Source organism: Saliphagus sp. GCM10025334, assembly GCF_042663485.1.
Taxonomy (GTDB): Archaea; Halobacteriota; Halobacteria; order Halobacteriales; family Natrialbaceae; genus Natronosalvus.
Map to the genome: position 1 here is coordinate 1 of NZ_JBHTAF010000001.1, position 23,690 is coordinate 23,690.

Annotated in this window: 19 protein-coding genes; 5 read left to right on the forward strand and 14 right to left on the reverse strand. The window is 64.7% G+C overall.

Annotated elements, in window-relative coordinates; translation table 11 throughout:
- Positions 1–387: 387 nt before the first annotated feature.
- The 5 genes from ACFQO4_RS00005 to ACFQO4_RS00025 form a co-directional block, all read right to left on the reverse strand.
- Positions 388–2,964 (reverse strand): disk-shape morphogenesis protein volactin, encoded by a 2,577-nt coding sequence (locus ACFQO4_RS00005; RefSeq protein ID WP_500258976.1) that lies wholly within the window; start codon positions 2,962–2,964, stop codon positions 388–390.
- 105 nt (positions 2,965–3,069) lie between these two features.
- On the reverse strand, positions 3,070–4,038 hold the full coding sequence (locus ACFQO4_RS00010; RefSeq protein ID WP_500258977.1) for an NAD-dependent epimerase/dehydratase family protein: 969 nt from the start codon (positions 4,036–4,038) through the stop codon (positions 3,070–3,072).
- A gap of 132 nt (positions 4,039–4,170) precedes the next feature.
- Positions 4,171–4,971, reverse strand: a complete 801-nt coding sequence (locus ACFQO4_RS00015) for an MOSC domain-containing protein (RefSeq protein WP_500258978.1) — start codon at positions 4,969–4,971, stop codon at positions 4,171–4,173.
- 57 nt (positions 4,972–5,028) lie between these two features.
- Positions 5,029–6,774 carry a thiamine pyrophosphate-binding protein gene (locus ACFQO4_RS00020; RefSeq protein ID WP_500258979.1) on the reverse strand — a complete coding sequence of 582 codons (1,746 nt, stop codon included), beginning with the start codon at positions 6,772–6,774 and terminating at the stop codon, positions 5,029–5,031.
- Positions 6,775–6,784: 10 nt separating this feature from the next.
- The gene (locus ACFQO4_RS00025) at positions 6,785–7,126 is read right to left on the reverse strand and encodes an EthD family reductase (RefSeq protein ID WP_500258980.1); all 342 of its coding nucleotides are present in this window, start codon (positions 7,124–7,126) and stop codon (positions 6,785–6,787) included.
- A gap of 258 nt (positions 7,127–7,384) precedes the next feature.
- Between ACFQO4_RS00025 and ACFQO4_RS00030 the strand changes: the two genes are divergently transcribed.
- Positions 7,385–9,019 carry a phosphoenolpyruvate carboxykinase (ATP) gene (locus ACFQO4_RS00030; RefSeq protein WP_500258981.1) on the forward strand — a complete coding sequence of 545 codons (1,635 nt, stop codon included), beginning with the start codon at positions 7,385–7,387 and terminating at the stop codon, positions 9,017–9,019.
- 150 nt (positions 9,020–9,169) lie between these two features.
- Positions 9,170–9,340, forward strand: coding sequence for an HEWD family protein (locus tag ACFQO4_RS00035; protein WP_500258982.1), 171 nt, complete (start codon positions 9,170–9,172; stop codon positions 9,338–9,340).
- 70 nt (positions 9,341–9,410) lie between these two features.
- On the opposite strand, the gene ACFQO4_RS00040 is transcribed toward ACFQO4_RS00035, so the two are convergent.
- Together ACFQO4_RS00040 and ACFQO4_RS00045 are read right to left on the reverse strand one after the other, a co-directional pair.
- Complete coding sequence (locus ACFQO4_RS00040; RefSeq protein WP_500258983.1) at positions 9,411–10,607, reverse strand: TIGR04347 family pseudo-SAM/SPASM protein; 1,197 nt, start codon at positions 10,605–10,607, stop codon at positions 9,411–9,413.
- Entirely contained in the window at positions 10,604–10,945 is a 342-nt protein-coding gene (locus tag ACFQO4_RS00045) for an Htur_1727 family rSAM-partnered candidate RiPP (protein ID WP_500258984.1), read from the reverse strand. The genes ACFQO4_RS00040 and ACFQO4_RS00045 overlap by 4 nt, the downstream gene beginning before the upstream one ends.
- Before the next feature lie 129 nt (positions 10,946–11,074).
- Here ACFQO4_RS00045 and ACFQO4_RS00050 point away from each other — a divergent pair, with 129 nt between their 5' ends.
- Both ACFQO4_RS00050 and ACFQO4_RS00055 read left to right on the forward strand, forming a co-directional pair.
- Positions 11,075–12,217, forward strand: a complete 1,143-nt coding sequence (locus ACFQO4_RS00050) for a TIGR04053 family radical SAM/SPASM domain-containing protein (protein ID WP_500258985.1) — start codon at positions 11,075–11,077, stop codon at positions 12,215–12,217.
- A 134-nt stretch (positions 12,218–12,351) separates the two neighbouring features.
- A complete protein-coding gene (locus tag ACFQO4_RS00055; protein ID WP_500258986.1) occupies positions 12,352–13,017 on the forward strand; it encodes a helix-turn-helix domain-containing protein in 666 nt (221 codons plus the stop codon).
- Here the strand turns inward: ACFQO4_RS00055 and gcvPB are convergent.
- The 7 genes from gcvPB to ACFQO4_RS00090 all read right to left on the reverse strand — a co-directional run bounded on the left by gcvPB (position 13,009) and on the right by ACFQO4_RS00090 (position 21,688).
- Positions 13,009–14,532, reverse strand: a complete 1,524-nt coding sequence (gene gcvPB / locus ACFQO4_RS00060) for an aminomethyl-transferring glycine dehydrogenase subunit GcvPB (RefSeq protein ID WP_500258987.1) — start codon at positions 14,530–14,532, stop codon at positions 13,009–13,011. The two genes, ACFQO4_RS00055 and gcvPB, sit on opposite strands and share 9 nt — an antisense overlap.
- Positions 14,529–15,866, reverse strand: coding sequence for an aminomethyl-transferring glycine dehydrogenase subunit GcvPA (gcvPA, locus tag ACFQO4_RS00065; protein ID WP_500258988.1), 1,338 nt, complete (start codon positions 15,864–15,866; stop codon positions 14,529–14,531). The genes gcvPB and gcvPA overlap by 4 nt, the downstream gene beginning before the upstream one ends.
- A 153-nt stretch (positions 15,867–16,019) precedes the next feature.
- Positions 16,020–17,357, reverse strand: coding sequence for a hydroxymethylglutaryl-CoA synthase (hmgB, locus tag ACFQO4_RS00070; protein WP_500258989.1), 1,338 nt, complete (start codon positions 17,355–17,357; stop codon positions 16,020–16,022).
- 104 nt (positions 17,358–17,461) lie between these two features.
- On the reverse strand, positions 17,462–19,486 hold the full coding sequence (locus ACFQO4_RS00075; protein ID WP_500258990.1) for a CARDB domain-containing protein: 2,025 nt from the start codon (positions 19,484–19,486) through the stop codon (positions 17,462–17,464).
- Positions 19,487–19,583: 97 nt separating this feature from the next.
- On the reverse strand, positions 19,584–20,162 hold the full coding sequence (locus ACFQO4_RS00080) for a DUF2150 family protein (protein WP_254156223.1): 579 nt from the start codon (positions 20,160–20,162) through the stop codon (positions 19,584–19,586).
- Positions 20,163–20,240: 78 nt separating this feature from the next.
- Positions 20,241–21,110 (reverse strand): TatD family hydrolase, encoded by an 870-nt coding sequence (locus ACFQO4_RS00085; RefSeq protein ID WP_500258991.1) that lies wholly within the window; start codon positions 21,108–21,110, stop codon positions 20,241–20,243.
- Between the two features lie 119 nt (positions 21,111–21,229).
- Positions 21,230–21,688 (reverse strand): NYN domain-containing protein, encoded by a 459-nt coding sequence (locus ACFQO4_RS00090; RefSeq protein ID WP_500258992.1) that lies wholly within the window; start codon positions 21,686–21,688, stop codon positions 21,230–21,232.
- A gap of 337 nt (positions 21,689–22,025) precedes the next feature.
- On the opposite strand from ACFQO4_RS00090, the gene ACFQO4_RS00095 reads away from it, so the two are divergent.
- On the forward strand, positions 22,026–23,618 hold the full coding sequence (locus ACFQO4_RS00095) for a S8 family serine peptidase (protein WP_500260428.1): 1,593 nt from the start codon (positions 22,026–22,028) through the stop codon (positions 23,616–23,618).
- The last annotated feature ends 72 nt before the right edge of the window (positions 23,619–23,690 follow it).

The following is a 23,690-nucleotide window of genomic DNA, read 5'->3' on the forward strand; positions in this document are numbered from 1 at the left end:
GCTCCCAGCACTCCGGCCAGTTCTCCTCGAACTCCTCGTAAATCCCCGGATCACTCACGTTCGCTTGCTCGACGAACGACGACGGCGGCTCGTACGTCTCCCCCTCGGCTAACCGTGCCTCGAGTTCGGTTCCCTCCTCAGTATCTGGTTCCTCGGCCATGACTAGTGCAAACATCGGGCATGAGCGGGATAAACGTTATCCTCGTCGCCGTTTCTCGTGGCGATTTTGGGTCGTCGGCGCGACGAGAGCGATTCCCCGCTCGGCGCGGCAGTTCTCGAGCAAGCGTATGTCTCCGATTCCGGCGGCGGAGTCCGGCGCAGCAAAAGAAGTGCGTCGGCGATCAGTACGTGGAGTCAGGTCCGTGGAAAGCGACCGATGAAAGGAATTCAGATCCGCTCGCCCGCCACAAACGCGAACGCGAGCGCAGCGAGTCCGAGGACGACGGCCGCTAGGCCCACTGGGGTCGCACCCGACATCGCCACCGTTCCACCGGCGACGACGCCGGCGCTGCCGCCACCGACGGCTACGATCCGAACGAGGTCGGCGTTCTCGGTCGGTTTCGATTCCTCGGACTGCACATCGAGGTCGTCGACCGCCAACGCGAGTGTCTCGAGGCGGTCGGCCTGGACCGACTGCTGGTTTTCGATGGCCTCGAATCGGTCCAACTGGCCCTCTCGTTCGTCGGCCAGTGCGTCGATCTGTTCGGTCACCGTGGCTCCCGAATCGACCGAGGATTCGACGTCCGCGAGGCGGTCTGCGAGTGCGGACGTTCCTTCCTCGAGCGACGACTCGATCGATTCGACGCGCTCGAGTGCCGCCACCGCGCGTTCGTCGGTTGACTCGATCCGATCGTCGCGCTCGGACGCGTCCGCCTCGAGCGCGGAGACTGCGTCGTCGAGACTCGATACGTCGTTCTCGAGGGCGGTAACAGCGTTTCGGGTCGTCTCGAGGTCGTCGGATTGAGACTCGAGTGCTGCCGCCTGATCCTCGAGAACGACTTCCATCTCGCGAACGGTGACCACCTGTTCGTCGACTTCCGCCTCGACGTCGTGAATCGCCGTCCCGTGGTCCTCCAGTGTGGTCTCGACAGCGTCGACCCTCTGGGTGACGTGCTCGATGTCCAACGAGACCGACTCAACTGCCGCGGTGGCGGTGTCGACGTCCCGGACCGCCTCGTCGAGGTCCGATCGGACGGCCTCGATCGCGTCGTCCGAGGGGACCGTCTCTTCGAGCGCTGAGAGGTCATCCTCGAGGGACGATACGCTGTCGGCGAGTTCGTCGCGGACCTGGGCCGCGTCCGAGAACCGCTCGTCGGTGTCGGACTTGAGCACCGAGAGGTCCGCCTCGAGTTCGTCCGCGGTCTCGGTGATCGATTCGACGGTTTGCTCGAGTCGACGAACCGCTTCCAGCGTCGATTCCACGTCGTCCTCGACGGCCGTCAGCGACGTCTGCGTCGCGCGAGCGTCAAGCGCTGATTCGACGGATTCGAGGTCGTCGGCGAGCGCCTGGACCGCCGAACTGGTCGACTCCACCGCTTCGGTCGTCGACTCGAGGTCACCTGTAACGTCCTCGAGGCGGGTCTCGAGCGTATCAACGTCCTCGGTCGTCGCACTGGCGTCGGAGACGTCCTCGAGGTCGTCGGCGAGCGACTCGACGTCGGTCGTGATCGCCTCGACAGTCTCATCGATCCCCGAGATCGACGAGTCCATCGCCGAAACCGTCGACTCGAGGGCCTCGAGGTCGCCGATCACTGTATCGATCTCGTCGTTTCTCGAGCCCAGGCGCTCGAACAGTTGCGTGATGGCGTCGTCACTTCGAGCGCGCTCGGTCTGGCTGGCCGCGTCGTCGAACGAGAGCGTGGTATCGGTATCGGTATCAGCACCGGACGACGCGCTCGCACCTCCTCCCGCCTCCGCATCAGGCAAGGGCGACGAGGCGTCGACTGCCGCGTTCGACTGGCCGGAGTGGTGGCCGTGACCCCAGAGGACCCCCTCGTACGCGACGACGCCGTCTCTGGCGGCCTCGAGTGCACCTCGGACCGGGCTCTCGGCAGGGTTCTCGGCGAGGCGAACGCCGCGAATCGAGAACGGGAGCGACGCGGCGTCGAACCGGCCGCCGAGGAGGAACTCGATTCCAACGACCGCCTCGTCCCCGGCGACCGCGACGGGAACGCTGAGTCCTCGCTGGAAGTCGGCGTCGCCCGCACGAGCGCGTATCAGGGCGATCAGGTCGGCCACAAGTTCGTCGTGAGCCCGTGCGAGGGCGCTCTCGACGTCGCCGGTCGCCGCACTCGGATCGAGCGTGAAGCCCTCGAGGATCGCCGCTATCTGGTCGGGAGCGTGATCGGTCTGGGCGGCGGCGCGCTCGACGAGCCAGTCGCTCCCCCGTGCGAGCGAGCAGGTGAGCACCGGGACGCCGTAGTACGACAGGCCGACGCTCGTCGTCTGAGACTCGATGCAGACACCCAGCCCCGTGTAGTTGTCCTCGCCGAGTTGATCGTAGACGACGGCGAAGCCCTTGCCGATCGGCGTCGCCTCGTCGACGCACTCGGCGACGGCGGCCGCGACCGTCTCTCGCACCTCGGCCGCGGTTCCGTCGGTCTCGACGAGCGTTCCCGGCGTTGTGTACCAGCACTCCGTCGCGTCCGATCCATCCAAGACGGCGGCCACGAGCGTCTCGAGAGCGCGGCCGCACCACTCGTGCTCGAGCGTTCCGTTCGTGAACAACGGGACCGTTTCGTCGCCGTTCGCTCGGGCGGCTGAACGGGCCGCCCTCCCGACGAGGTACGTCGTTCCGTCGTGTTCGAACGACAGTTTCGATTGTTCTTCCTCCGGTACGTCTGCGCCGTCCACGCCGTCTTCGAGCGGGAACACCGCAGCCGGTTGACTCGTGACGACCGTCTCCGAGCCGTCGTCTCTCGCCGACCGGAGGGCCCCCGTTCCGATATCGAGACCGATAGCCATGCGACCGGATGACGGGGTGGCCTCTTTGCCTTTTGGCTCAAAATACCAGAATTGAAAATCAGCGCGTCGCGAAACGCGGATCGGCCGTCGCTCGCTGTCGTCCGATCAGAGGGGCTCGAGACCGTTTTCGGCCCGCAAGACGTCGATGTACTCCCGGAACCCGGTCTCGAGGTCGTACTCGGGGTCGTACCCCAGGTCGTCCTTCGCGGCAGTCATGTCGAGTTTCTGCGTCCACGGGAGCTCGCCCTCGTCGGACACCTCGAGGTCGGCGTCGGGGACGATGGATTCGACCGTCTCGGCGGCCTCGCGGATGGTCGCCACGGTCCCGCGAACGTTGTAGACGCGACGAGAGAGGCGCTCGTCGGGGGCGAACGTCGCCTTGCGGAACGCCTGGGCGATGTCGCGGACGTACTGCCAGTCGATTACCTGGTCGCCATACTCCACGCTGAACGGCTCGCCGAGGGCGGGCTTCTCGATGATGTTCGCCAGGAACGCGGAGCCCCCGGTCTCGCGGTAGGGGCCGTACGCGACGGTCGGGCGGAGCGCGACGTGGGAGACGCCGTGGTCCTCGTAGTACACTCGCGCCTGGTGTTCGTTGTACTCCTTGGTCGCCCCGTAGAGCGTGTCGGGGTAGACGAGGTCGTCCTCGGTGACCCAGCCGTCGTTTTCCGTGTAGTTCGTCGGCGGCGCGAACACCGCGGCCGAGGACGCCCAGGCGACGCGCTCGACCTGGTCGTCGAGGATTCGAGCGGCTTCGAAGACGTTGTTCGTCCCCTCGATGTTGACGGTCATCGCCGCGCGGGGGTTCTCGCGCGCGGTAGTCGTCAGCAGCGCTGCGAGGTGGACGATGTGCGTCGCGCCGGTCTCGCGAACGGCGCCGATGACGTCGGTCACCTCGGAGACGTCCCCGCGGCGGATGTCGACGTCGTCGGCGACGCCGAGTTTCTCGAGGATCCGCGGATCGGTCGAGAGGTCGAACGCGACGACGTCGTGACCCGCTTCGACCAGGTCCTCGACGACGTACGAACCGATGAATCCCGTGCCACCCGTGACGAGTACTGTGTCCGCAGACATTATCACGAATCTCCATCGTAGACGGCAAAAGCGTTCTGACATGGCGCCGTGGCTCGAGGCCGTGTTGCGAACACCCGAGAGTCGACGTACTGACCTGGATTGGACGAAAGAACCTCGAGATCTGGGGGACGGTTACGAACTGGCGACTCGAGTCGACTCGCCGAGGCGCACGTCGTCGCCGACCGAGAGGGTGGTTTCCCACTGGTCGTTGGGGACCCTCGTGTTGACCATAAGTCGGAAGTAGTGGTCGAACCAGTCCGACCCGGCCCACGACGGGAGCGTCGCTTCCCGGCGTTCGACGAACGTCCCGCGAAAACCAGGGGTGTCCTCACCCGTGTCCGGATCACGCGTCGGTACGACGCAGCGCTGGCAGGGGTTGATTCCCAGAAGCGTCACGTCGCCGAGTTCGAACGCGACCGCCCGGCCCGGCCGGTCGTACAGGCGATCCTCCCAGAACGCCTCGTCGGCGTTGACCTCGAGGTTCGCCCGCAGACGCCGGCGTATCTCGTCGACGTCGATGCCCTCGTACCAGTCGGCGACGGCCTCGAGCGTCTCCATGCTGATGACCGTCGGCCCGGAGGCGTCGGTGTCGTCCGGGAACCCGCCTTCGTCGTCACAGACGACCTGGACGGGGTAGCCGAAGAAGTCCGTGAGCCACGACTCGAGTGAATCCCGGTCGACGTCGAGGTGGTAGGTTCGCGTCTTTCCGCCTCGTTCGCCGATCGCGACCGTCTTCCGCTCGAGGTCGTACTCCGTGTGCAACCGGTGGACTGCCCGCTCGCGCTTTCCGTTGACGTACGCGTCGGACTCGTCGACGATCGCGTACCGTCGGTCCCACTCGAGCGCTCCGTTTGCACCAATCTGGGCCGCATCCACGGAAACGGGATCGAGTGACTTGATCGGGTAGACGGAGAGCCGCTCGAGGTGTGCCATCAACGAGGAGTAGCGATCAGCGGATAAATAAATTCGCGAAGCTATCGATGCGGCGACTTATTCGTGGAGACCGCCGACCTCGTCGTAGAACGACGACGAGAGCTGGTCGGCCATCTCCTCGTCGGGGTCGATCCGGACGTCGACGACCGTCGGCACCGATGCAGCCTTCGTGTCCGCGATGGCATCCTCGAGGTTCGCGGGGTCGGTGACCTGGACGCCCTCTCCGCCGAGCGCCTCCGCCACACCGACGAAGTCCGTGTCGTGGAAGTGCGCGCCGGGGATGGCGTCGTCCATCTGGCGAACCATGCCCAGCGAGGTGTCGTTGAGGACGACGAACGTCGGCGCGACGTCGCAGTCCACGGCAGTCTCGAGGGCCGTCATCGTCATGGCGAAGCCGCCGTCCCCGGCGACGCAGATGGCGTCCTTCCCGAGGAGGGCACCCGTGACGGCGGCTGGCGCCGCCCACCCCATCGCGCCGACGCCGCCACTCCCGTAGTAGCTTCCCGCCGTCTCGGTCTGGAGGTAGTTCAGGAGCCAGAAGCGGTTGTTTCCGGAGTCCGCAGTGACGACCGTGTCCTCGTCGACGACCGCCTCGATCGCCTTGCACACCCGCTGGGGTTTGATGGGTGTGCTCTCGGCCTCGCACGCGGGCACGTGGAAGTCGTCACGCGCTTCGGCCGCTCGCTCGAGCGCCCAGTCGTTTTCGGCGCCGCGGCCATCGCTCGCCTCGAGCAGCGCAGCGAGCGTTTCGCCGGCATCGCCGATCAGGCCGACGTCGGCCGGATAGACCCAGCCGGCGTTTCGCGAGTCGACGTCCGCGTGGATGATCGTCTGTTCGTCGGGGCGGATGAACGACTCGGCCTGCCAGTTCGTGTCCATCGGGTTCATCCGACAGCCGACGACGACCAGGACGTCCGCCTCGCTGACGACGCGGTTCGCCCCCTCGTGGCCGAACGAGCCGATGACGCCTGCTGCGCGCTCGTGGGTCTCGGGAATCGTCGACTTGCCCAAATAGGAGGTGGCGACGACGGCATCGTAGGCGTCGGCCACAGCCTCGAGTCGGTCGTAGGCGTCGGGCTCGCCGGTTTCATTGCCGCCAGCGCTCGCGTGAACGCCGTTACCGGCCAGGATAACGGGGCGGTCGGCGTTCTCGAGCGCGTCCGCGGCGGCTTCGACGTCGCGGTCCGTCGGTCGGGAATCCCAGTTTCTGACCTGCGTCTCATCGTCCCAGAGACCGGGCGTGACGTCTTCGGGTAGGTCGTCCGTAATCGCCGAGCCGTCGAAGATGACGGCGCATGGGCCGTTCCGACCGGCGGTCGCGTGCTTGAACGCGAGCTGAACCGTGCGGACGGTTTCCGGCGGCGTGCGCGGGAACCACCACTCCTTGGTCACGCCGTCGAGAATCTTCGGCAGCGAGAGGCCGCCGTAGTCGCCCCTGGACTGCTGATAGGGCGCGAGCGTGGAGTAGTCGCCGCGCTCGGAAGCCTCGGTGAGCACGACCATCGGCGAGGAGCCGAGACGGGCCTCCATCTGGCCGATGGCGCCGAGACTGCCGATCCAGGGCCCCTGTCCGGCGAGTACAGCAGGGGAGCCGGTCATCCGGCCGTAGGCTTCGGCCATGACGCTCGCCTCGCGCTCGTCGCGCGGGCGGACGACCGTCACCTCGGTGTCCCGGTGGCCGATCGTCTCGAACACCTCGATGAGGCGCCCCCCAGGATAGCCGAAGACGTACTCGACGTCGAGCGCCTCGAGCGTGTCGACGACGCGGTCGGCGGTCGTCTGCGTGGAGTGCGTGTCGTCCATGGTAGTCGGCTCAGTCGTCCTCCGACGGGAGCGGCGTCTCGGTGACGTGGGCGGTCTCCTCGACGACCATCGTCTCGCTCGCCTCCATGTCGGCGAACGTCGCCGCGTCGGCCTGCACCTCCTGGCCCACATCGGACTCGAACGCGGCGGCCATCGCCGCGCCGTCCGCGAACGTCAGCCGGACGATGCCGTCGTACGCCGACTTCGAGGGATCGATCGGCGTCGACGTGACGTACCGCTCGAGGCCGGGAAGATCAGACGCGAGGTCGGTGTGGTCGCCCAGCCAGCGCTCACAGAACTCCTCGTGACTGAGGTCGTCGTCGCGTACCAGCAAGTTGACGAACGTGATCATGTTCCGTGCGTGGCGTCTTCGGGTTCGACCTTTGCTCTGTCGGTCCGGTCCTCTCACTCGAGCAAGATACATTGTTTCGCCATCGAGTAAATTTGGACTACCTATCTCATTTCGAACATTGGATTTCGGGAGATTACTCTCCAGATAATCGCGACCAGAGAGCGCAAAATCGAGTTACTGAACCGGGTCGTAGAAATGGAGGCATACCGACTGGCAAATCCTTCGGATTTATGTATCAGAGTGGTGGTTTTTCCTAGTATGTCCGAAACCGGGACGCAGCCGCGTCACGTCCGTGAGTCCCTGGCCGATCCGAAGCGCGCCCCGAACGTCCAGTACTACGGCCCGGTGGGCTCGACGACTGTCGAGGAACCGCCCACCCATCGCACCGACGACGACCTGATCTCCGGGCTCCGTGAACTCGCCGCCGTCGACGAGACGACGACCGAGTTCGGCTCCGCGTCGTACGTGAGCGAGTTCCGGTCCAGAAGCGCCGATAGGACGAAAAACGCCGTCGATGACGACTTCGGTGAGACGGATTACGCCGTCATCGACCGGGCGACCGAGGCCGTCGAGAACCGCGCGATGCTCTGTGTCGACCGGCTCGTCGGCACGCACCCGGAGGCGACGTTTTGCTGTCGACTGTACGTCCCGGTCGAGTACGCGCGAATCGCTCACGGGTGGGCGATGCTGTTCGACCCGACCGACGGACGCGACCCGGATTTCGTCACGGTACAGGTTCCGGACGCGTCGGAGACGGCGATCCGAGTCCTCCCGGACGACGGGTTTACCGCCGTCGTCGGCAGCGACTACACCGGCGAAGCGAAGAAATCGTTCCTCCGGCTGTTCATGCACCGGGCGAAACGACTCGGGGGCCTCGGCCTGCACGCCGGCAGCAAGCGCGTTCGCGTGGCTCGAGCGGCCGACGACGACAGTGTCGAACCCGAGAACCACCTCGAACGCGAGGACGGAACCGACGCCGACCCCGACCTCGAGACCGTCGGCCAACTCTTCATGGGGCTCTCAGCGACCGGAAAATCGACGCTCACAGCCCACGGCTGCTGGCTCGAGGCCCCCGAGGAGGCGGTCATGGTTCAGGACGACGTCTGTGCACTCCTCCCCGATGGATCGGTCGCCGGCAGCGAGGGCGGCGGCCTCTACGTGAAGACGCACGGCCTGGACGCCGACGAGCAACCGGGAATACACGCCGCAGTCACCGACGAATCGGCTGCGTTCGAGAACGTCGTCGTCGACGAAGACGGGACGGTCGACTTCGACGACGACCGATACACGAAGAACGGTCGCGCCGTCATCCGGCGCTCGAAACTGCCCAGCGCGAGCGAGGACATCGACCTCGAGGACGTCGATCAGCTCTTTTTCATCACCCGGAACCCGCTGATGCCGCCGGTTGCCAGACTCGACGACGAACAGGCGGCGGTCGCGTTCATGCTGGGCGAATCGATCGAAACGAGCGCCGGCGACCCCGACCGCGCCGGCGAACGCATCCGGGTCGTGGGGACGAATCCGTTCATCATCGGTCCGGAAGGCGAGGAGGGGAACCGGCTGCGAGAGCTGGTCGCCTCGCTCGACCTCGAGTGCTACGTCGTGAACACGGGCACGGTCGGCTACCCCGACGCGAACTCGAGAGACGTCGGTGTAACCGAGTCCGTGACGATCCTGACCGAACTCGCACGAGGGACCGTCGAGTGGACCCGGGACGAGCAACTCGGCCTCGACGTCCCTGCGAACGTGCCCGGGATGGACGTCGAGGCGTTCCGCGTCGCAGACTACGTCGACGATTACGACGGCGAACTCGAGACCCTGCGCGAGGAGCGACGCGAGTACCTCGAGTCGTTCGAACGACTCGACCCGGAGATCGTCGACGCGGTGTACTGACCGCTCAGCGCCTTCCCAAAGTGGTCTCGAGCGAGGAGGACTGACCTCGACTGCCTGATGTGAGGACGGAACTCGAGCGAAGGAGGTGGAGGTGGGCAGCACTTGCCGGTCACAGCTACTGTTATATGCACAGCGTTCTCATCGTGGGCAATGAGCGTCCAGATGCAGAAACCAACGACGCGGGTATGCGAACGCTGTGGCCGGACGGAACGCTGGGACGACACCCAGTCCGCCTGGCAACACGCACCCGACGTTGAGCGCGGTCACCCCCACTGTATTCACGAGTGGGACATCAACGGGTCGTTCACCCCCTACGAGTAACGCGACCGGTCTGTGCCCGAGGCCCGCCTCGAGGGCCCCACATGCCCCTGGCGAGCATCTAATATGGCTATCAACGAGCGATCGGCAACTCGCCGTGACGCTCAGTTTCTGTGAGATAACACTGGGGGTCGGGTCCGAAGAGGGAATCACTCGAGAGCGCCCGTAATCGAGATCCACCGCGACAGATCGACCGATACTGGCACGTCGAACACCGCCCGGTGAGGTGGTCCTCGCGCGCTCGAAGATCGTCGAGCAACGGATTCGTCTCGTCGTCCCAGATGTTGCCGAACGGTCGGTCGCGAACGTTACCCAGACTGTAAGCCTGCCAGAACTGGGTCAGGTGGACGTTGCCCTCGTAGTCGACGTCCGCGATGCGCTCGCCCGTCGGGTCGCCCCCGTTTCGTACGAGATGGCGGTAGACCGACTCGGCTTTTTCGGGGCCAAAGCGGTCGGCGGCGTACTCGACGAGGAAGGGCGCGTCGACGTAGTTGCCGACTAGCAGAGTCTCGATCTCCTCGCCGCGGTCGTGGTACTCGAGCGTCAGGTCACAGAGTCGCCTGACCGCGTCGCGGGTCGCCTCGAGGCTGAGGTCGATGTCGGTGATGTCGGCGGCGCGGCCGCCGTAATCGAGGTGATAGAAGCAAAAGCGGTCTACCCCCACGTCGGTCAGCAGGTCGACGACGCCCTCGAGGTCGGCGGCGTTCGCCTCGGTAATCGTGTATCGCAGTCCGGTCTTGAGGCCGGCGGACTGACAGGCCTCGATCCCCCGGACGGCGGCATTGAAGGCACCCTCCTTCCCACGGAATGCGTCGTTGCGCTCCGGGAGTCCGTCGACGGAGATGCCGGCGTACTGTAGCCCGGCTGCCTCGAGTCGAGCCGCTTTCTCCGGCGTGATGAGCGTCCCGTTAGTCGAGAGAACGGGCCGGAGGCCGAGGTCCGCAGCGTACGAAACGAGTTCGGGAAGGTCCGGCCTGACGAGTGGTTCCCCGCCGGAAAAGAGCACGACGGGGACGCCGTAGTCGGCCAGCTGCTCGAGGAACCGTCGGGCTTCAGTCGTCGAAAACTCGCCCGCCGCGGGCTCGGTTTCGGCCGCCGCGTAACAGTGTGCGCAGTGGAGATTGCAGCGGCGAGTCGCGTTCCAGACGACGACCGGACGCCGCTGCTTTCCGGTCGTGATCTGGGGCTTGCTCGAGCCATCGGCGGCGTCGTAGCGCATCCCGTCCCCCTCGGCGTCGAGGTCACAGAGGAGCTTGCTGATCGAGATCACGAGTCGTTCACCTGCGGGACTCCGCCGCCTTCTTCGGAAGCGCGAGGTTCGAGAGAAACCTCGCGATCCACCGCCTCGTCCGGCGAGTCGGCTGCGGTGGACAGCGGGCGCGTCGAGTACCGCCCGACCGCCTCGGCCGGGCACACCCAGAGGTCTGCGGCGTACCGGCCGAAGAGCCGCGAGGCGTATTCGACGGCCTCTTCGGCGCTCGTCGCCGAAACGCTACCGACGTGGTGCAGCCGTTCGTCTCGATTCTCCCGAAGGAAGACCTCCCACTGGGGAAGGGGCGTTCCGCGGCGATTCCCCGCCACTCGCTCGCGACGTGCAGGTTCGACCATCGTATTCGTTTGCCGTTGGGTTTTCGGGGGTATATCGCTCGTTGCGAACGTCTTCGGGCGGCGTTCTCAGGTCCCGAGAACGAGAACCGACCCTTTGTAGGCGGCGTCTCCAACGGCGGGTGAGTATCTATGCCAGCGCCACCCGGTCGCCGGTCGATCGACACGTCGAAACGCCCGTTCGTGCTGATCTGGGAGGTGACCCAGGCCTGTGCGCTCGCGTGCACGCACTGTCGGGCCGACGCCCAACCGGAACGCCACCCCGACGAGTTGACGACCGCCGACGGGAAGCGACTGCTCGAGGACGCGAGCGACTTCGGAGAGGGCCAGCTCGTGGTGCTCTCGGGCGGCGACCCGCTGGTCCGTGACGATGTCCCGGAGCTGGTCGAGTACGGAACCGACCTCGGTCTACGGATGACGATTACACCGAGCGGGACCCGATCGGTCACGAGAGACCGCATCGAGGCGCTCTCCGACGCGGGGCTCCGACGGATGGCGCTCAGCCTCGACGGCGCGACCCCCGAGAGCCACGACGCCTTCCGTGGCGAGGCAGGAAGCTTCGGGGAGACGATTCGGGCGATGAAGGACGCCCGTGCGGCCGGCGTTCCCGCCCAGATCAACACGACCGTCTGCCGGCAGACCGTCGACGAACTTCCGGCGATCAGGTCCCTGATCGCCGACCTCGGCGTCGTCATGTGGAGCGTCTTCTTCCTCGTCCCCGTCGGACGCGGGCGAATCCTCGAGCCGATTTCCCCCGAGGAAGCCGACGCGGTCATGTCGTGGCTGGCCGAGGTCAGTGACAGTGAACCGTTCGGGGTCAAGACCACCGAGGCGCCACAGTACCGACGCGTGCGTCTGCAAGAGCGACGGGAATCGGACGACGGGGCCGTGGACGCATCGGGCCTCCGACGTCGAAGCGGAATCGTCGCCGGCGACGGCTTCGCGTTCGTCAGCCACGTCGGCGAGGTCTACCCGTCCGGCTTCCTCCCGGCCTCTGCGGGCAACGTCCGCGAGGAGCCGATTTCGGACATCTATCGCGACTCGGCGCTGTTTCGATCCCTCCGTGATCGAGGTCAACTTCGTGGCAAATGCGGGGCCTGTGAGTTCCGAACGGTCTGTGGAGGGAGTCGCTCTCGAGCCTACGCCTACACCGACGATCCCCTCGAGAGCGACCCGCTGTGTCCGTACGTTCCAGCGGAGTACGACGGCCCGCTGCCGTGGGACGATCCGACGAGTGCTCCCTCGCCACCCTCGAGGCCGGCCGACGTCGATTGAGCGGGTCCGGCGGTCGAACGGTGAGGGAGAAAAGAGGAGGGTCCGAGAGACGGGGAGGTAGAGGGATTCGATGAACAGTAACCACCGAACGTGTTCGTACTGAAGTCCTTCGACCCGCAGTACGACGGGTACCTATGAACGCTTTGAACGAGACGATTCGCGTCGAGATCGACGTACGGACACCGTCGACCTGTCCGGTCGCTGCAGCCTCCGAAACGACCGGCACCCCCGTCGAGACCGTGACGCGGGCATCCGGGCGAAACATGGGGCCGCACGTCGACGAGGAATTTACCATCGCGAGCGACGCTGCCGTCGACCTCGAGACGTACGACGCGGTCGAGGACGCCGACCGAATCTTCGACCTCGACTCGCACGCGGTCTATCGATTCACTCGCTCGGCGACGTCCCCGTGCGTCTGTGATCGCATCGAGGAACTCGGCTGGCCAGTCTCGGACATCAGCGCGGAGAACGGATCGCTGCTAGTCACCTGCTACGTCGACGATCAGACTGGGTTTTCGGAACTCATGTCGGACCTCCAGGACCGGTTCGGAGACGTCCGCGTACGGCGACTGCTTCGCTCTGGGGGCGACGGCGACGGTAACGGACCACTGGTCCTCGAGGTCGATTCCCTGACCGCCCGACAACGGGAAGTGCTCGAGACGGCCCACGAGATGGGGTACTTCGAGTATCCCCGCGAGTCGAACGCCGGGGACGTCGCCGACGCACTCGGGATCACGCGCTCGACGTTCGGCGAACACCTCGCGGCGGCCCAGCGAAAAGTTCTGCAGACGTTAGGCTGAGTCCTCGCCCGAGTTGGTATCCTGAAGCGCCTGCCAGGAGAGCCGCGGGTTTCGCGCCGCGCTCGTCTGATCGATCCGGCCCACGGCGGTTCGGTTGGGCGCGGACTCGAGTTCGTCGTCGCTCGAGGCCGCCGCCTGCTGGAAGGCCTTCGCGAGGGTGTCGAGCGTTTCCTTGCTCTCGACCTCGGTCGGTTCGGTCATCAGCGCCTGCGGGACGATCTCGGGCCACTTCGTCGTCGGCGGGTGGACGCCGAAGTCGAGCATCCGTCTGGCGACGTCGGCCGCGTCCTGGTCGCCCGCGCTGGCGACGAACTCGTGGTGGAAGGGACCGTAGGGAACCTCGTAGTCGATCTGACTGGCGAGGTAATTCGCGTTGAGGACGGCCTTCGCGCTCGCGTCGAGCAGTCCCTCGTCTCCGAGTCGGGCGATGTAGGCGAACGCCTTGACCAGGACGAGCCAGTTGCCCTGGAAGCCGTGGACGTGGCCGATCGAGTGTTCCGGGGTGAACAGTTCGAACTCGCTTCCGTCCTCCTCTGCGCCATCGCCCCCACACTCACGAACGCGAACGCGAGGTTCGGGCAGGAACGGCGCTAACTCGTCGACGACGCCGACCGGCCCGGCCCCCGGACCGCCGCCGCCGTGGGGCGTCGCGAACGTCTTGTGGACGTTGTAGTGCATCACGTCGAAGCCCATGTCCCCCGGGCGCGCCCGCCCGAGGAGCGCGTTGAGGTTCGCGCCGTCGTAGTACAGGAGACCGCCCACGTCGTGAACCATCTCGGCGATTTCGGTGATGTCACGTTCGAACAACCCGAGGGTATTCGGGTTCGTCAGCATGAGCGCCGCCGTTCGCTCGGAGAGGGCCGCCTCAAGGGCCTCCAGGTCGACGCGACCGCCGTCGTCGCTCGGGAGCGTGACGACGTCGTACCCGCCCAGGGCCGCGGTCGCGAAGTTCGTTCCGTGGGCGCTCTCGGGAACGATCACCTCGTCTCGCTGGTCGTCCCCGTTGTGCTCGTGATAGGCGCTGGCGACCCGAATGCCGACGAACTCGCCCGCGGCGCCGGCCGGCGGTTGGAGCGTCACGGCGTCCATCCCGCCGATTCGCGCGAGGTAATCTTGTAGCCGGTAGAGCAACTCGAGGGTCCCCTGGATCGACCCTGCAGAGCGGTCGGGGTGGACCGCTGCAGTGTCGAGGGCGGCGACGTCCTCGGTGAACTTCGGGTTGTACTTCATCGTACACGACCCCAGCGGGTACGGCCCGCTGTCGATCCCGTAGATCATCTGGGAGAGGCGTGTGTAGTGACGGGCGAGTTCCGGTTCGGAGAGTTCCGGGAGCTCGAGGGAATCGCGCGTCAGGTCGTTCGGGAGCGGCGAGTCACTACCGACGTCGACGCGAGTGCTGTCTTTCTCCGACAGAAGCGGTTCGTAGTGACCGTTGCTGACGTATCTTGCCTGATCGTACCGTCGGCCCTGTCTCTCTCCCTGTTCGAGCTCTCGTTTCCGTCCCTGATCGCTCATCGAAGCACCTCCTCGAACGTGTCGACGAACGCGTCGATCTCTTCGTCCGAGACGCCCGCGACACAGACCTGCAGTTCGTGTTCGCCGACGACGTGCACCGCGAAGCCCCGCTCCTCGAGGTCGTCCGCGATCACCTGGGCGGGCTGATCGACGTGTGCGACGAACTCGCGAATGTGGTGGCGGTCGTGGACAGGCGCGGTCGCGCCGACGAGGTCGTCGATGCGTGCGGCGAGGTCCTCGGCTCGAGTCACGTCCCGTTTCGCGAGGTCGACCAGTCCCGAGGGGCCGAGCGAGGCGGCGTGCATCGCGGTCCGCAGGGCGACCCAGGCCTGGTTCGTACAGATGTTGCTCGTCGCCCGCTCACGACGGATGTGCTGCTCGCGGGTCTGGAGGGTGAGCGTGAACGCCCGGCGATCGGTTGCGTCCTCGCTCACGCCGACCAGGCGACCGGGAACCTGCCGGAGGTAGCTCTCCCGGGTCGCGAACAGTCCCAGCCCCATGCCGTAACTCGTCGGCAGTCCGAGGACGCTCGCGTCGCCAACGACGACGTCAACGCCCACGTCGGCCGGCCGCTGGAGCAGCGAGAGTGCGACGGGATCCGATCCAAGCACGTACAGCGCGTCGTGCTCGTGGGCGAGGTCGCCGATCTCTGTGAGGCGTTCCTCGATCGTGCCGCGAACGGTGGGGTTCTCGACGTAGCACAGGACGACCTCCTCGTCGATGGTATCCGTGAGGGCCTCGACGTCCACGGTGCTGTCGTCGGTCGGGTACGTCTCGACCTCCAGGTCCGTGCCGGCGACGTAGTTCTCGAGGGTGCTCCGGCGTCCCTCGAGCAGGAGGTCCGGAACGAGCACGCGGTGGCCCGAGGTGTCTCGAACGCGGTCGGCGAGCGTCGCCGCCTCCCCGAGAGCCGTCGCTGCGTCGTACATCGAACAGTTCGCAATCTCGAGTCCGGTGAGTTCGACCAGCAACGACTGGTACTCGAACAGCGCCTGCAGGAAGCCCTGGGAGACCTCGGGCTGATACTGGGTGTAGGAGGTCAGAAACTCCGATCGATCCGCGAGGTGATCGACCAGCGACGGTACGTAGTAGCCGTAGTGGCCCCGACCCAGTAACTCGACCAGGTCGTCGTTTCGCTCGAGCGTCTGGCGGACCAGCTGGCGCGTCTCGCGTTCGCTTCGCGCGTCGATTCCGAACTCGTCGTCGAACCATACCGCCGACGGAATGTCGAACAGGTCGTCGACGGAGTCGGCGCCTACCGCCTCGAGCATCGCCGCCGTGTCGTCGTCCGTGTGAGGAGCGTACGGACTCCCCGTGGTGCGTGTTCCGTTCATGGTAGCGCAGGTGTGCCTTCGCTGATTGAAAAGTCGGTCGCCCCCACTGCTTGCCGGCCGCAGGGTTCGGTCCCAGACACGTTACGTGCGGGTTCGGAGCACGGGGTTATCAACGCATCTCTTTCCCGCCGTCCGCTCGGGTTTCGCGCCGAGTCACTCGACGTACCGATACTTCCGCTCGCCCATCCGGCCCCAGCCGTCGAAGGCGAACTCGCCTTCCGGGGTCGTCAGCGGCTCGATGTCGACGTCCATCTCGTGGTTGTGCGCGTCGTGGATCTCCTCGTAGTCGTCCCAGTCGATGTCGTAGCGCGATTCGAGTTGCTCGTCGACGTTCAGCGCCTCGATCTCCTCGAGCCAGTTTTCCTGGACGGTTTCGGTGTGAATTTCGGCCTGGGCGCCGCTCCCGTAGGAGCCGACCAGGAGTTGCTCGCCGACCATGTCGCGGTCGTTCTCCGCGGCGTGTTTTAACGCGCTCGCGCGGGCGACGTGGACCGAGCCGGTGTACCAGTTGCCGACGTCTCGAGCGATCGTCAGCGTCGGGTCGATGGTTTCGGCGTACCACGCCTGGTAGCGCTCGGTGCGCTTCAGTCCGTCCATGTACTCCCGGATCGCGTCGGTGTACGCCTCCTCGTCCTCGAATGCTTCCTCGCGGGGCTGGCGACCGATCTCCTCGGCCAGTTCCTCTTCGATCTCCGTGTCGCGGGTGATGTGGCGATACGCCAGCAGGGCGGCCTTCCGGACCATGCCCGGGAACGGCGTGTGGAACGGCGCGTACTGGAAGTCGTCGACCGTGATCTCGCCGGCCTCGCGCTGGTAGTCGATCAACGCCTCGCGCATGCGGGCGAGGTAGACCTGGACCGAGCGCTTGCCGTCGACGCTCGGGAACTGCTGGTTGGGCTTGAGGAAGTCGGTCTCGTCGGCCGAGCCGAAGCCCTGTTCGGCCGAGAGTTCGACCAGGTTGGGGTCCTCGCTGATGAGCATGGCGACCGCGCCCGCGCCCTGGGTCGCCTCGCCGGCGTCGCCGCGGGCGTACAGGGCGGTGTCGGTGGCGATGACGATGGCCGAGCGGCCGCGATGTCGATCCGCGCGGATCCAGTTGTACGCGTCGTCGAGGCTCTGGGTGCCGGCGATGCAGGCGAACTTCCGCTCGCCCTTGTTCGCGTGGTGGAAGTCACCCTCGAACACCTGCTCGAGGCAGCCTGCGACGTACGTCGAAACCGGCTTCGAGTTGTCGAAGGCGCTTTCGGTTGCGACGTCGATCCGGCCGATGTCGTCGGGCTCGAGGCCCTTGCGGTCCATGAGGCGGTAGGCGGCGTTGGCGCCCATGGTGACGATGTCCTCGTAGCTGTCGGGGAACGAGGAGGCGTTGAGTCCCAGCCCTTTGGTGTACTTTTCGGGGTCTTCGCCCTTCTGTGGAGCGAAGGTGCCGGGCAAGTCGAGTTTGAGGTTGCCCGTCCAGATTTCGACGGCGTCGATACCGACGGATGTCATACCGTAATGCTACCGGTGCGGATACATGATATTGTCGTTCGTGGTTTCGACGAATGTCGAGTTCCTCCGATTGGGCATCTCTGCCTCGAAGCGACGAGAATAGGTTAGTTAATTGGTTCGCTTTCTATCGTTTGATCGCCTTTTTCATCGGTTACTGTCAGTTGGACCCGAGCGGCATTACCGCTCGATAGCGAGGTCGTCCTGCTCGCGGTTGCTCCAGCCACATTGATTGTCGTAGAGTCGCCGATATCCCCGTTTCCTTTGTACAGTTCAACGGTGACCTGCGCCAAGTCGCCATCTGGATCGCTGACTTTCCAATTTACATTATATGAGTTTCCGTTATTCGAAGTTACGTTGAGTGAATCGACGACCGGAGACTGCCCGGATTCTTCGACGGTCACTGTTTTCGAATGCGAGTTGTCGGCGCTCGAAACCGTCGCCGTATATTCGCCCGCATCACCAGTTTGGGTGACCCATTCGAAGGAGATCGACCGAAAGCCTCCGTCCTCAAGGTTCTCGACGGAGATCGTCTCCGTGTACGTTCCATCACCGATGTCCAGCGTAACGTCCTGCGTATCCGCATTCTCGCCCGTGTTTTCAACGGTCGCGTCGAGGATCAGGGTATCACCCTCGGAGATTGGGTCGTTCGTATCCGTGATCTCGACCGCGAAGAACGGCGCATTAGCCCCGATCACCTCGGTCGCGTCAGTATCGAGTTCGCTCGCTCTGGAATCGATTTCGTAGAGCGTCGCCGTCAGTAAGTCACCCCGAGCAAACTCGAGACCGGTGACCGTGACGGTATCCTCGCCAACCGTGTCGAAGGTAACCTCGTGCGATTCGTTCTCGACGACGAGGTAGCCGCCCGTCGTGGAATCGAGATTGTCGAAGTCAGAGGTACTAACCTCGAACTCGCCGTCGTTCTCCCGAATTTCGTCGTGAATGTCGACGGCGCCACTTGCCCCTCCAGCGTTCGAGGAATCGGAGACGAACACCTCCCTGGTCACGTTTTCCGGGCGGTCGCCGTCGAGTTCTGGCGGCGCATGATCGACAGTAAAGCTGGTTCCGAGCGTTACCGTCTTCCCTCCGTCGTCCTGGACTGCCTCGTACGAAAAGGTCACTCGACCGTTTGGTCCAGTCGAGCGGTTCTCCGGGGAGATACTTCCGGCACCGTCGGTGCTAGCGTTCACCAAGACGCTCGAGACCGGGTTGTTGTACTGATCTCGAACTTCGACGGTCATTCGGGTCGTTTCGCCGACGCGAACGTCTCGAGGTTCGTCGACGACGGTGAGATAGGCAGAGCCGTCGTCCGCTGATTCAGCGTTGTTCCCGAGACCAACTTTCGCAACCTGTAACTGGTAGTCGCCGTCCTCGAGTGTAATCTGTACGATCCCACTGCCGCCGTCGACGGAGACGACTCGAGGTTCGTCCTCGAGCAATCGTTCCCACTTCTCGACGCTTAACGTGGTCGGAATTGCCAGCGTCACGTTCCCCTGAGACTCGAGCGAGATCGCGTTCTCGGAGGCGCTCACTGTTTCGAAGTCGACCGCGACCGTTCCGGATCGACTCGAGGAGTATTCCCCATCGAGCGACACGAGTTGAATCGTATTGCCGTCGATGAGTCGCTGACCCGTCAGCGTAGCCTGGTTCCCATCCTGAGCGTTATAGAGGACCGAATTCTCGTAGATTACGGTGGGTGCGTTGCGATACTCGCTGTATCGGGATTGGTAGACCAGACCGCCCGTTTCGAAGGAAAGATCCCGGCCGTCCCAGTAGTCCGCTGCGTCCTCGTCCGTGACCGTCACGTTCTCGAGCCGTATCGACTCGTTCGCCTCCACGAGTTCCAGCGACCCCGATGAAGGCGGCGGATTCACCGTGAAACTCCGCGGCGGATACGTCGTTCCGAGCGAAACCGAGTACGAACCGACGCGGCGATCGGGTGCGTTCACGAGACCGTTTCGGACGTCCAGGAGCTGGCCCTGCACGGTCTGGTGGTGCTCGTGCTCTACCGCCTGATTCTCGTCGGGAACCACGTTCACCTGGTACAGCGCGAGCGCCGATACCAGAATCCCGAGCATGAGGACCGCTCCGACCACCGTGGACACGCCACGCTCCTCACCTCGGCCTATCATACGCAGTGATAGTCCCGATGACGTATACGCTTATTGGCTCCCACCAAACCGCAGCGCGAGCCCCGAAAAGCAGTCTATTCGCCGCTCGTCTCCTCCGTTACTCGTCTTCCTCGACAACTTCTGGATCGCTCATCGCACTCTGGAGGCTGTCCAGCCCGTTGACCCACTCCGTCACGAGGCCGTACTCGAGTTGCTCCGCGATCGTCATGTCGAGTTCCTCGCCGTCGATGATGAGCGTCCCTGCCTGGGCCGCGTACCCGAGCGCGGCGTCCAGGTCCTCCTCGGCTTCGGCGTCCGCGGCCGCGCCGATGTAGTCGTTGACGCTCGCCTCCTCGGCCGGTCCGCTGGCGACGTACTCCTCGGCGGCGATGAAGACACAGACCAGACTCGTCTGGACGCCGTCGACCAGCATCCGGGTCTCCTCGTCGTCGATGTCGACCTCCGAGAGGACGATCTCGCGGACGTCGGCGATCTCCTCGAGGGCCTGCTCCTGGTCGAGTTCGTCGTCGTCGTACGCCGCGACGATTTTGGCAATGGCGATGGCGGTGTCGTCCTGGAGGTTCAGGAGGAGGCGGGCAGAGGACTCGTCCTCCGGATCGATCTCTTCGTCGTCGATGCGGTCGATCCAGTTCTGCCAGCGTTCGGCCGAATAGAACTCGGTCGGGGAATTGCTCATACTCTCACCTACACCGGCCGCTTGAAATGCCTTTCTCTACTCTTCGCTTTCTCGACCGGCGGTGAAATCCGTCGGCGATCAATCCTCGAGCGTCGCTTCGGACTCCTCGAGTGTCGCCTCGGTGTCGATTCCGTACACCAGTTGCGGTGTCTCGACGTGGGCGTTCCTGATCGCCTCGTCGTGCCCCTCCTCGAGGAGCCAGCGAACCCGCCGCGGGACCGTCTTCGGGCCGAGGACGGCTCCTGGCCGGTCGGGGTCGTCGACGAAGTCGGTCTCCATGAGGAACGGATCGCCAGCCTCCGCAGCGGTCTCGAGGCGATCCTTCTCGCTCATCACGCTGGGCGTGACGCCCGCGAGGCGGCCACCGGCGTAGTGTTTGACGACCCGATGTGCCGGCAAGCCGGCGTCTTCGGCCCACTCGGCGACCGTCGTCAGGTCCTCGGTGGCCTCGGTGTGGAGCTGGACGGCACACTCGAGGTCGGCGCCGAGTTCGAACGCGTGGCGCATGACGTTGTTCGACGCAGCCCAGACCTCGTCGTCCACGTCGTAGTGTGGGCGTCCCGATTTCAGCCCCAGCGCGTCGCCCGCGTCGACGTACTCGGCGGCGACCTCGAGGCCGGCCCGCATGATGGATTCGGCTTCGTCGGGTGTCTTTCCGCGTTCGTCGACCAGCCGCGAGATCAGTCCGGGGTGGACGCCCAGGATGGGCCAGGCGCGGCCTTCGAGTCGCTCGCTCGCTTCGGAAACGATCTCGAGGGTTCGCTCGAAGACCGGTCGGAAGTCCTCGCCCGCGTCGGCTTCGACGTCGAGGTGCCAGGAAGGTTTGTTGACGACTAAAAGGTGTGTCCCGCCCATGCGTGCGAAGTCGTCGACTGCCTCGAGACCCCGGCCGTGATCCGGGTCGAGGTGGAGGTGATCGTCGAGGATCGGCGTCTCGTGATCGTTCATGAATCGACCTTGGGTGAGCGGTGGCGGAAAAGGCATCGGCTTCGCGCCAATCCCCTCGACGCTCGAAACAATGGCTCGTGAACGTCTCGCCGCTCTAACCGGTGGTCTGTCGCCTCGAGTCAGTCCTCGAGCGTCAACGCCGTGTCGGCGGCGTTCTGGAGGGCGTCCGACCGTCCGTACGAACCGGGCGCGATGGCGACCGTCTCCACGCCTCTCGCACCGGCGTACTCGAGAACGGGTTTGAAGTCCGTGTCACGCGAGGCGATGGCGAGGACGTCGATTCGGTCCTCGACGACGCTGGCCGTGGCGTCGACGGCGAGTTTGACGTCTACGTCGCCGCTGGTGATGACCACCTCGAAGCCCCGAGCTTCGGCCGCCTGGATCAGCCCTGGCGTGGCGTGTTCGTCGAGGTAGAGCCGACGAATCGCGGTTCGCCCCTGGTCGGAGACGGCGGTTCGGAGGTCGTCGAGGTCGACGTCGAACTCCTCGCGAAAGACGTTCGGTCCGTCGACGAAGAGGCCGACTCCCGACTGTTTCGTTTGGTCGGCCGACACCCACTCGCGCACGGACTCGAACATACTCACGGTCACGGTAGCCAGTGTGGTACAATAGGTGTAGCGAAGAAACTCGAGATGCGGAGCTATTCCTCGTTACAGTAATAGCGTCACCGCCATCTCGTCAGTCGGAAATTGGCGTGTCCAGCCAACTATCGTATCCTGGTAATCGATTATTTTAATAAACTTACACTTCGTTGTTTTCCCCTCTCGAGGTATATTTCAAACCTGGATCGATCAATATTCGCGTCAATATTTACTTTCCCAACCCCGAACTCTCAAATCAATTGACCTACTGACAGTAAATTCCGCCGAGTTTCATAACTATTTAATTATAGATGGCGGTATGCATAGTCACACCATGCCAGAACATGGCAGTCCAGGTTACGATCGCCGTTCCGTACTGAAAGCAGCCGGTGCCCTCGGTGCGTTCATGGGTCTTGGCGGGATCACCGCCGCTACTCCCGGACGCACCCCTGGCCCGAAGGAGAACGAAATTCTCGTCGGAAAATCGAACACAGTGGGGCTGGCCACTGCGCGAGCCAAAGTCGAAGAGAACACACCCGACCACGCCGCCGTCGTTCACGAGAACGAGACGCTCGGCTACATGGCGCTCGAGGTCGACGAAGATCGAGTCGGAACGATGGACTCGATCATCGACCAGCTCGAACGGCGACCGGAAGTGGAGTACGCGGAGCGAAACGCGACGTTCGAGACGCAACTTCAGCCGAACGACCCAAGTTACAGCGATCAGTACGCCCCACAGCAGGTTCGCGCCGACCAGGCGTGGGACACCACCCTCGGCTCGATGGACGTGACTGTTTCAGTCGTGGACCAGGGCATCGAATACGGTCACGCCGACCTTACTGACCGATTCGGAAGTAACAAAGGATACGATTTCGTCGACAACGACAGCGACCCCGCGCCAGTCGACTCGAGCGAAAACCACGGTACGCACGTCGGTGGGATCGCGGCCGCAACGACCGACAACGGAACCGGGATTGCCGGCATCTCTAACTCTCGATTGCTCTCGGCGCGAGCGCTCGGTGCGGATGGCGGCGGTTCGCTCTCGGACATCGCCGACGCGATCCAGTGGTCGGCCGACCAGGGCGCGGATATCATCAACCTGTCGCTCGGTGGTGGTGGCTACACGGACACGATGAACAACGCGATCAACTACGCGGTCGACAACGGGTCGCTGCCGATCGCCGCTGCCGGGAACGATTACGGCAGTTCGGTTTCATATCCGGCCGCCTACGAGAACTGCGTCGCGGTTTCTGCCGTGGACGAGAACGAAAATCTCGCGAGTTTCTCGAACAAGGGGCCGGAGATCGACGTCGCTGCACCTGGCGTCGATATCCTGTCGACGGTACCCTACGGCGGCTACGACACCCTCTCGGGGACCTCGATGGCCTGTCCCGCGGCGGCCGGCGTCGCCGCGCTCGGGAAGGCAGCCTACCCCAACGATACGCCCGGCGAACTCCGCCAGCGCCTCAAGGACGCGGCCGTCGACATCGGCCTCCAGTCCGACGAACAGGGTGCCGGTCGCGTCGACGCCCTGAACATGGTCGAGGGTGGGTCCGATGATCCGGACGACCCGGACGACCCCGACGACCCCGGAGACGGAGAGTGCGGTGACGTCGTCGAGACGGCGTCGGCCGAGGACTACCTTTACAGTGGTGACAGTCACTCGTACTCGTACTCGCTCCAGACGGCGAACCCGTGTAGCGCGACAGTGACGCTCTCCGGCCCGTCCGACGCCGACTTCGACCTCTACCTGACCCTCGACGGCCGCACGCCGTCGACCTGGGACTACGACGAGCGCTCGATCACCTACGACAGCGAGGAGGAGATCACCGTCTCGCTCTCCGGTGACGAAGAGCTCGGCATCCTCGTCGACTCCTACAGCGGCAGCGGGTACTACACCCTCTCCGTCGAAGAACTCGGCAAGTAACGCCAGCCAATCACCCTCGCCATCACGGCAGGCACCCACCCGTACACCCCTCTTTTTTGAAAGAACTGGTCC

Coding starts and splice junctions, on each gene's coding strand:
- ACFQO4_RS00005 (WP_500258976.1), bottom strand. CDS start 2,964: ATGGCTATCGGTCTCGATATCGGAACGGGGGCCCTCCGGTCGGCGAGA.
- ACFQO4_RS00010 (WP_500258977.1), bottom strand. CDS start 4,038: ATGTCTGCGGACACAGTACTCGTCACGGGTGGCACGGGATTCATCGGT.
- ACFQO4_RS00015 (WP_500258978.1), bottom strand. CDS start 4,971: ATGGCACACCTCGAGCGGCTCTCCGTCTACCCGATCAAGTCACTCGAT.
- ACFQO4_RS00020 (WP_500258979.1), bottom strand. CDS start 6,774: ATGGACGACACGCACTCCACGCAGACGACCGCCGACCGCGTCGTCGAC.
- ACFQO4_RS00025 (WP_500258980.1), bottom strand. CDS start 7,126: ATGATCACGTTCGTCAACTTGCTGGTACGCGACGACGACCTCAGTCAC.
- ACFQO4_RS00030 (WP_500258981.1), top strand. CDS start 7,385: ATGTCCGAAACCGGGACGCAGCCGCGTCACGTCCGTGAGTCCCTGGCC.
- ACFQO4_RS00035 (WP_500258982.1), top strand. CDS start 9,170: ATGAGCGTCCAGATGCAGAAACCAACGACGCGGGTATGCGAACGCTGT.
- ACFQO4_RS00045 (WP_500258984.1), bottom strand. CDS start 10,945: ATGGTCGAACCTGCACGTCGCGAGCGAGTGGCGGGGAATCGCCGCGGA.
- ACFQO4_RS00050 (WP_500258985.1), top strand. CDS start 11,075: ATGCCAGCGCCACCCGGTCGCCGGTCGATCGACACGTCGAAACGCCCG.
- ACFQO4_RS00055 (WP_500258986.1), top strand. CDS start 12,352: ATGAACGCTTTGAACGAGACGATTCGCGTCGAGATCGACGTACGGACA.
- gcvPB (WP_500258987.1), bottom strand. CDS start 14,532: ATGAGCGATCAGGGACGGAAACGAGAGCTCGAACAGGGAGAGAGACAG.
- gcvPA (WP_500258988.1), bottom strand. CDS start 15,866: ATGAACGGAACACGCACCACGGGGAGTCCGTACGCTCCTCACACGGAC.
- hmgB (WP_500258989.1), bottom strand. CDS start 17,357: ATGACATCCGTCGGTATCGACGCCGTCGAAATCTGGACGGGCAACCTC.
- ACFQO4_RS00075 (WP_500258990.1), bottom strand. CDS start 19,486: ATGATAGGCCGAGGTGAGGAGCGTGGCGTGTCCACGGTGGTCGGAGCG.
- ACFQO4_RS00080 (WP_254156223.1), bottom strand. CDS start 20,162: ATGAGCAATTCCCCGACCGAGTTCTATTCGGCCGAACGCTGGCAGAAC.
- ACFQO4_RS00085 (WP_500258991.1), bottom strand. CDS start 21,110: ATGAACGATCACGAGACGCCGATCCTCGACGATCACCTCCACCTCGAC.
- ACFQO4_RS00090 (WP_500258992.1), bottom strand. CDS start 21,688: ATGTTCGAGTCCGTGCGCGAGTGGGTGTCGGCCGACCAAACGAAACAG.
- ACFQO4_RS00095 (WP_500260428.1), top strand. CDS start 22,026: ATGCCAGAACATGGCAGTCCAGGTTACGATCGCCGTTCCGTACTGAAA.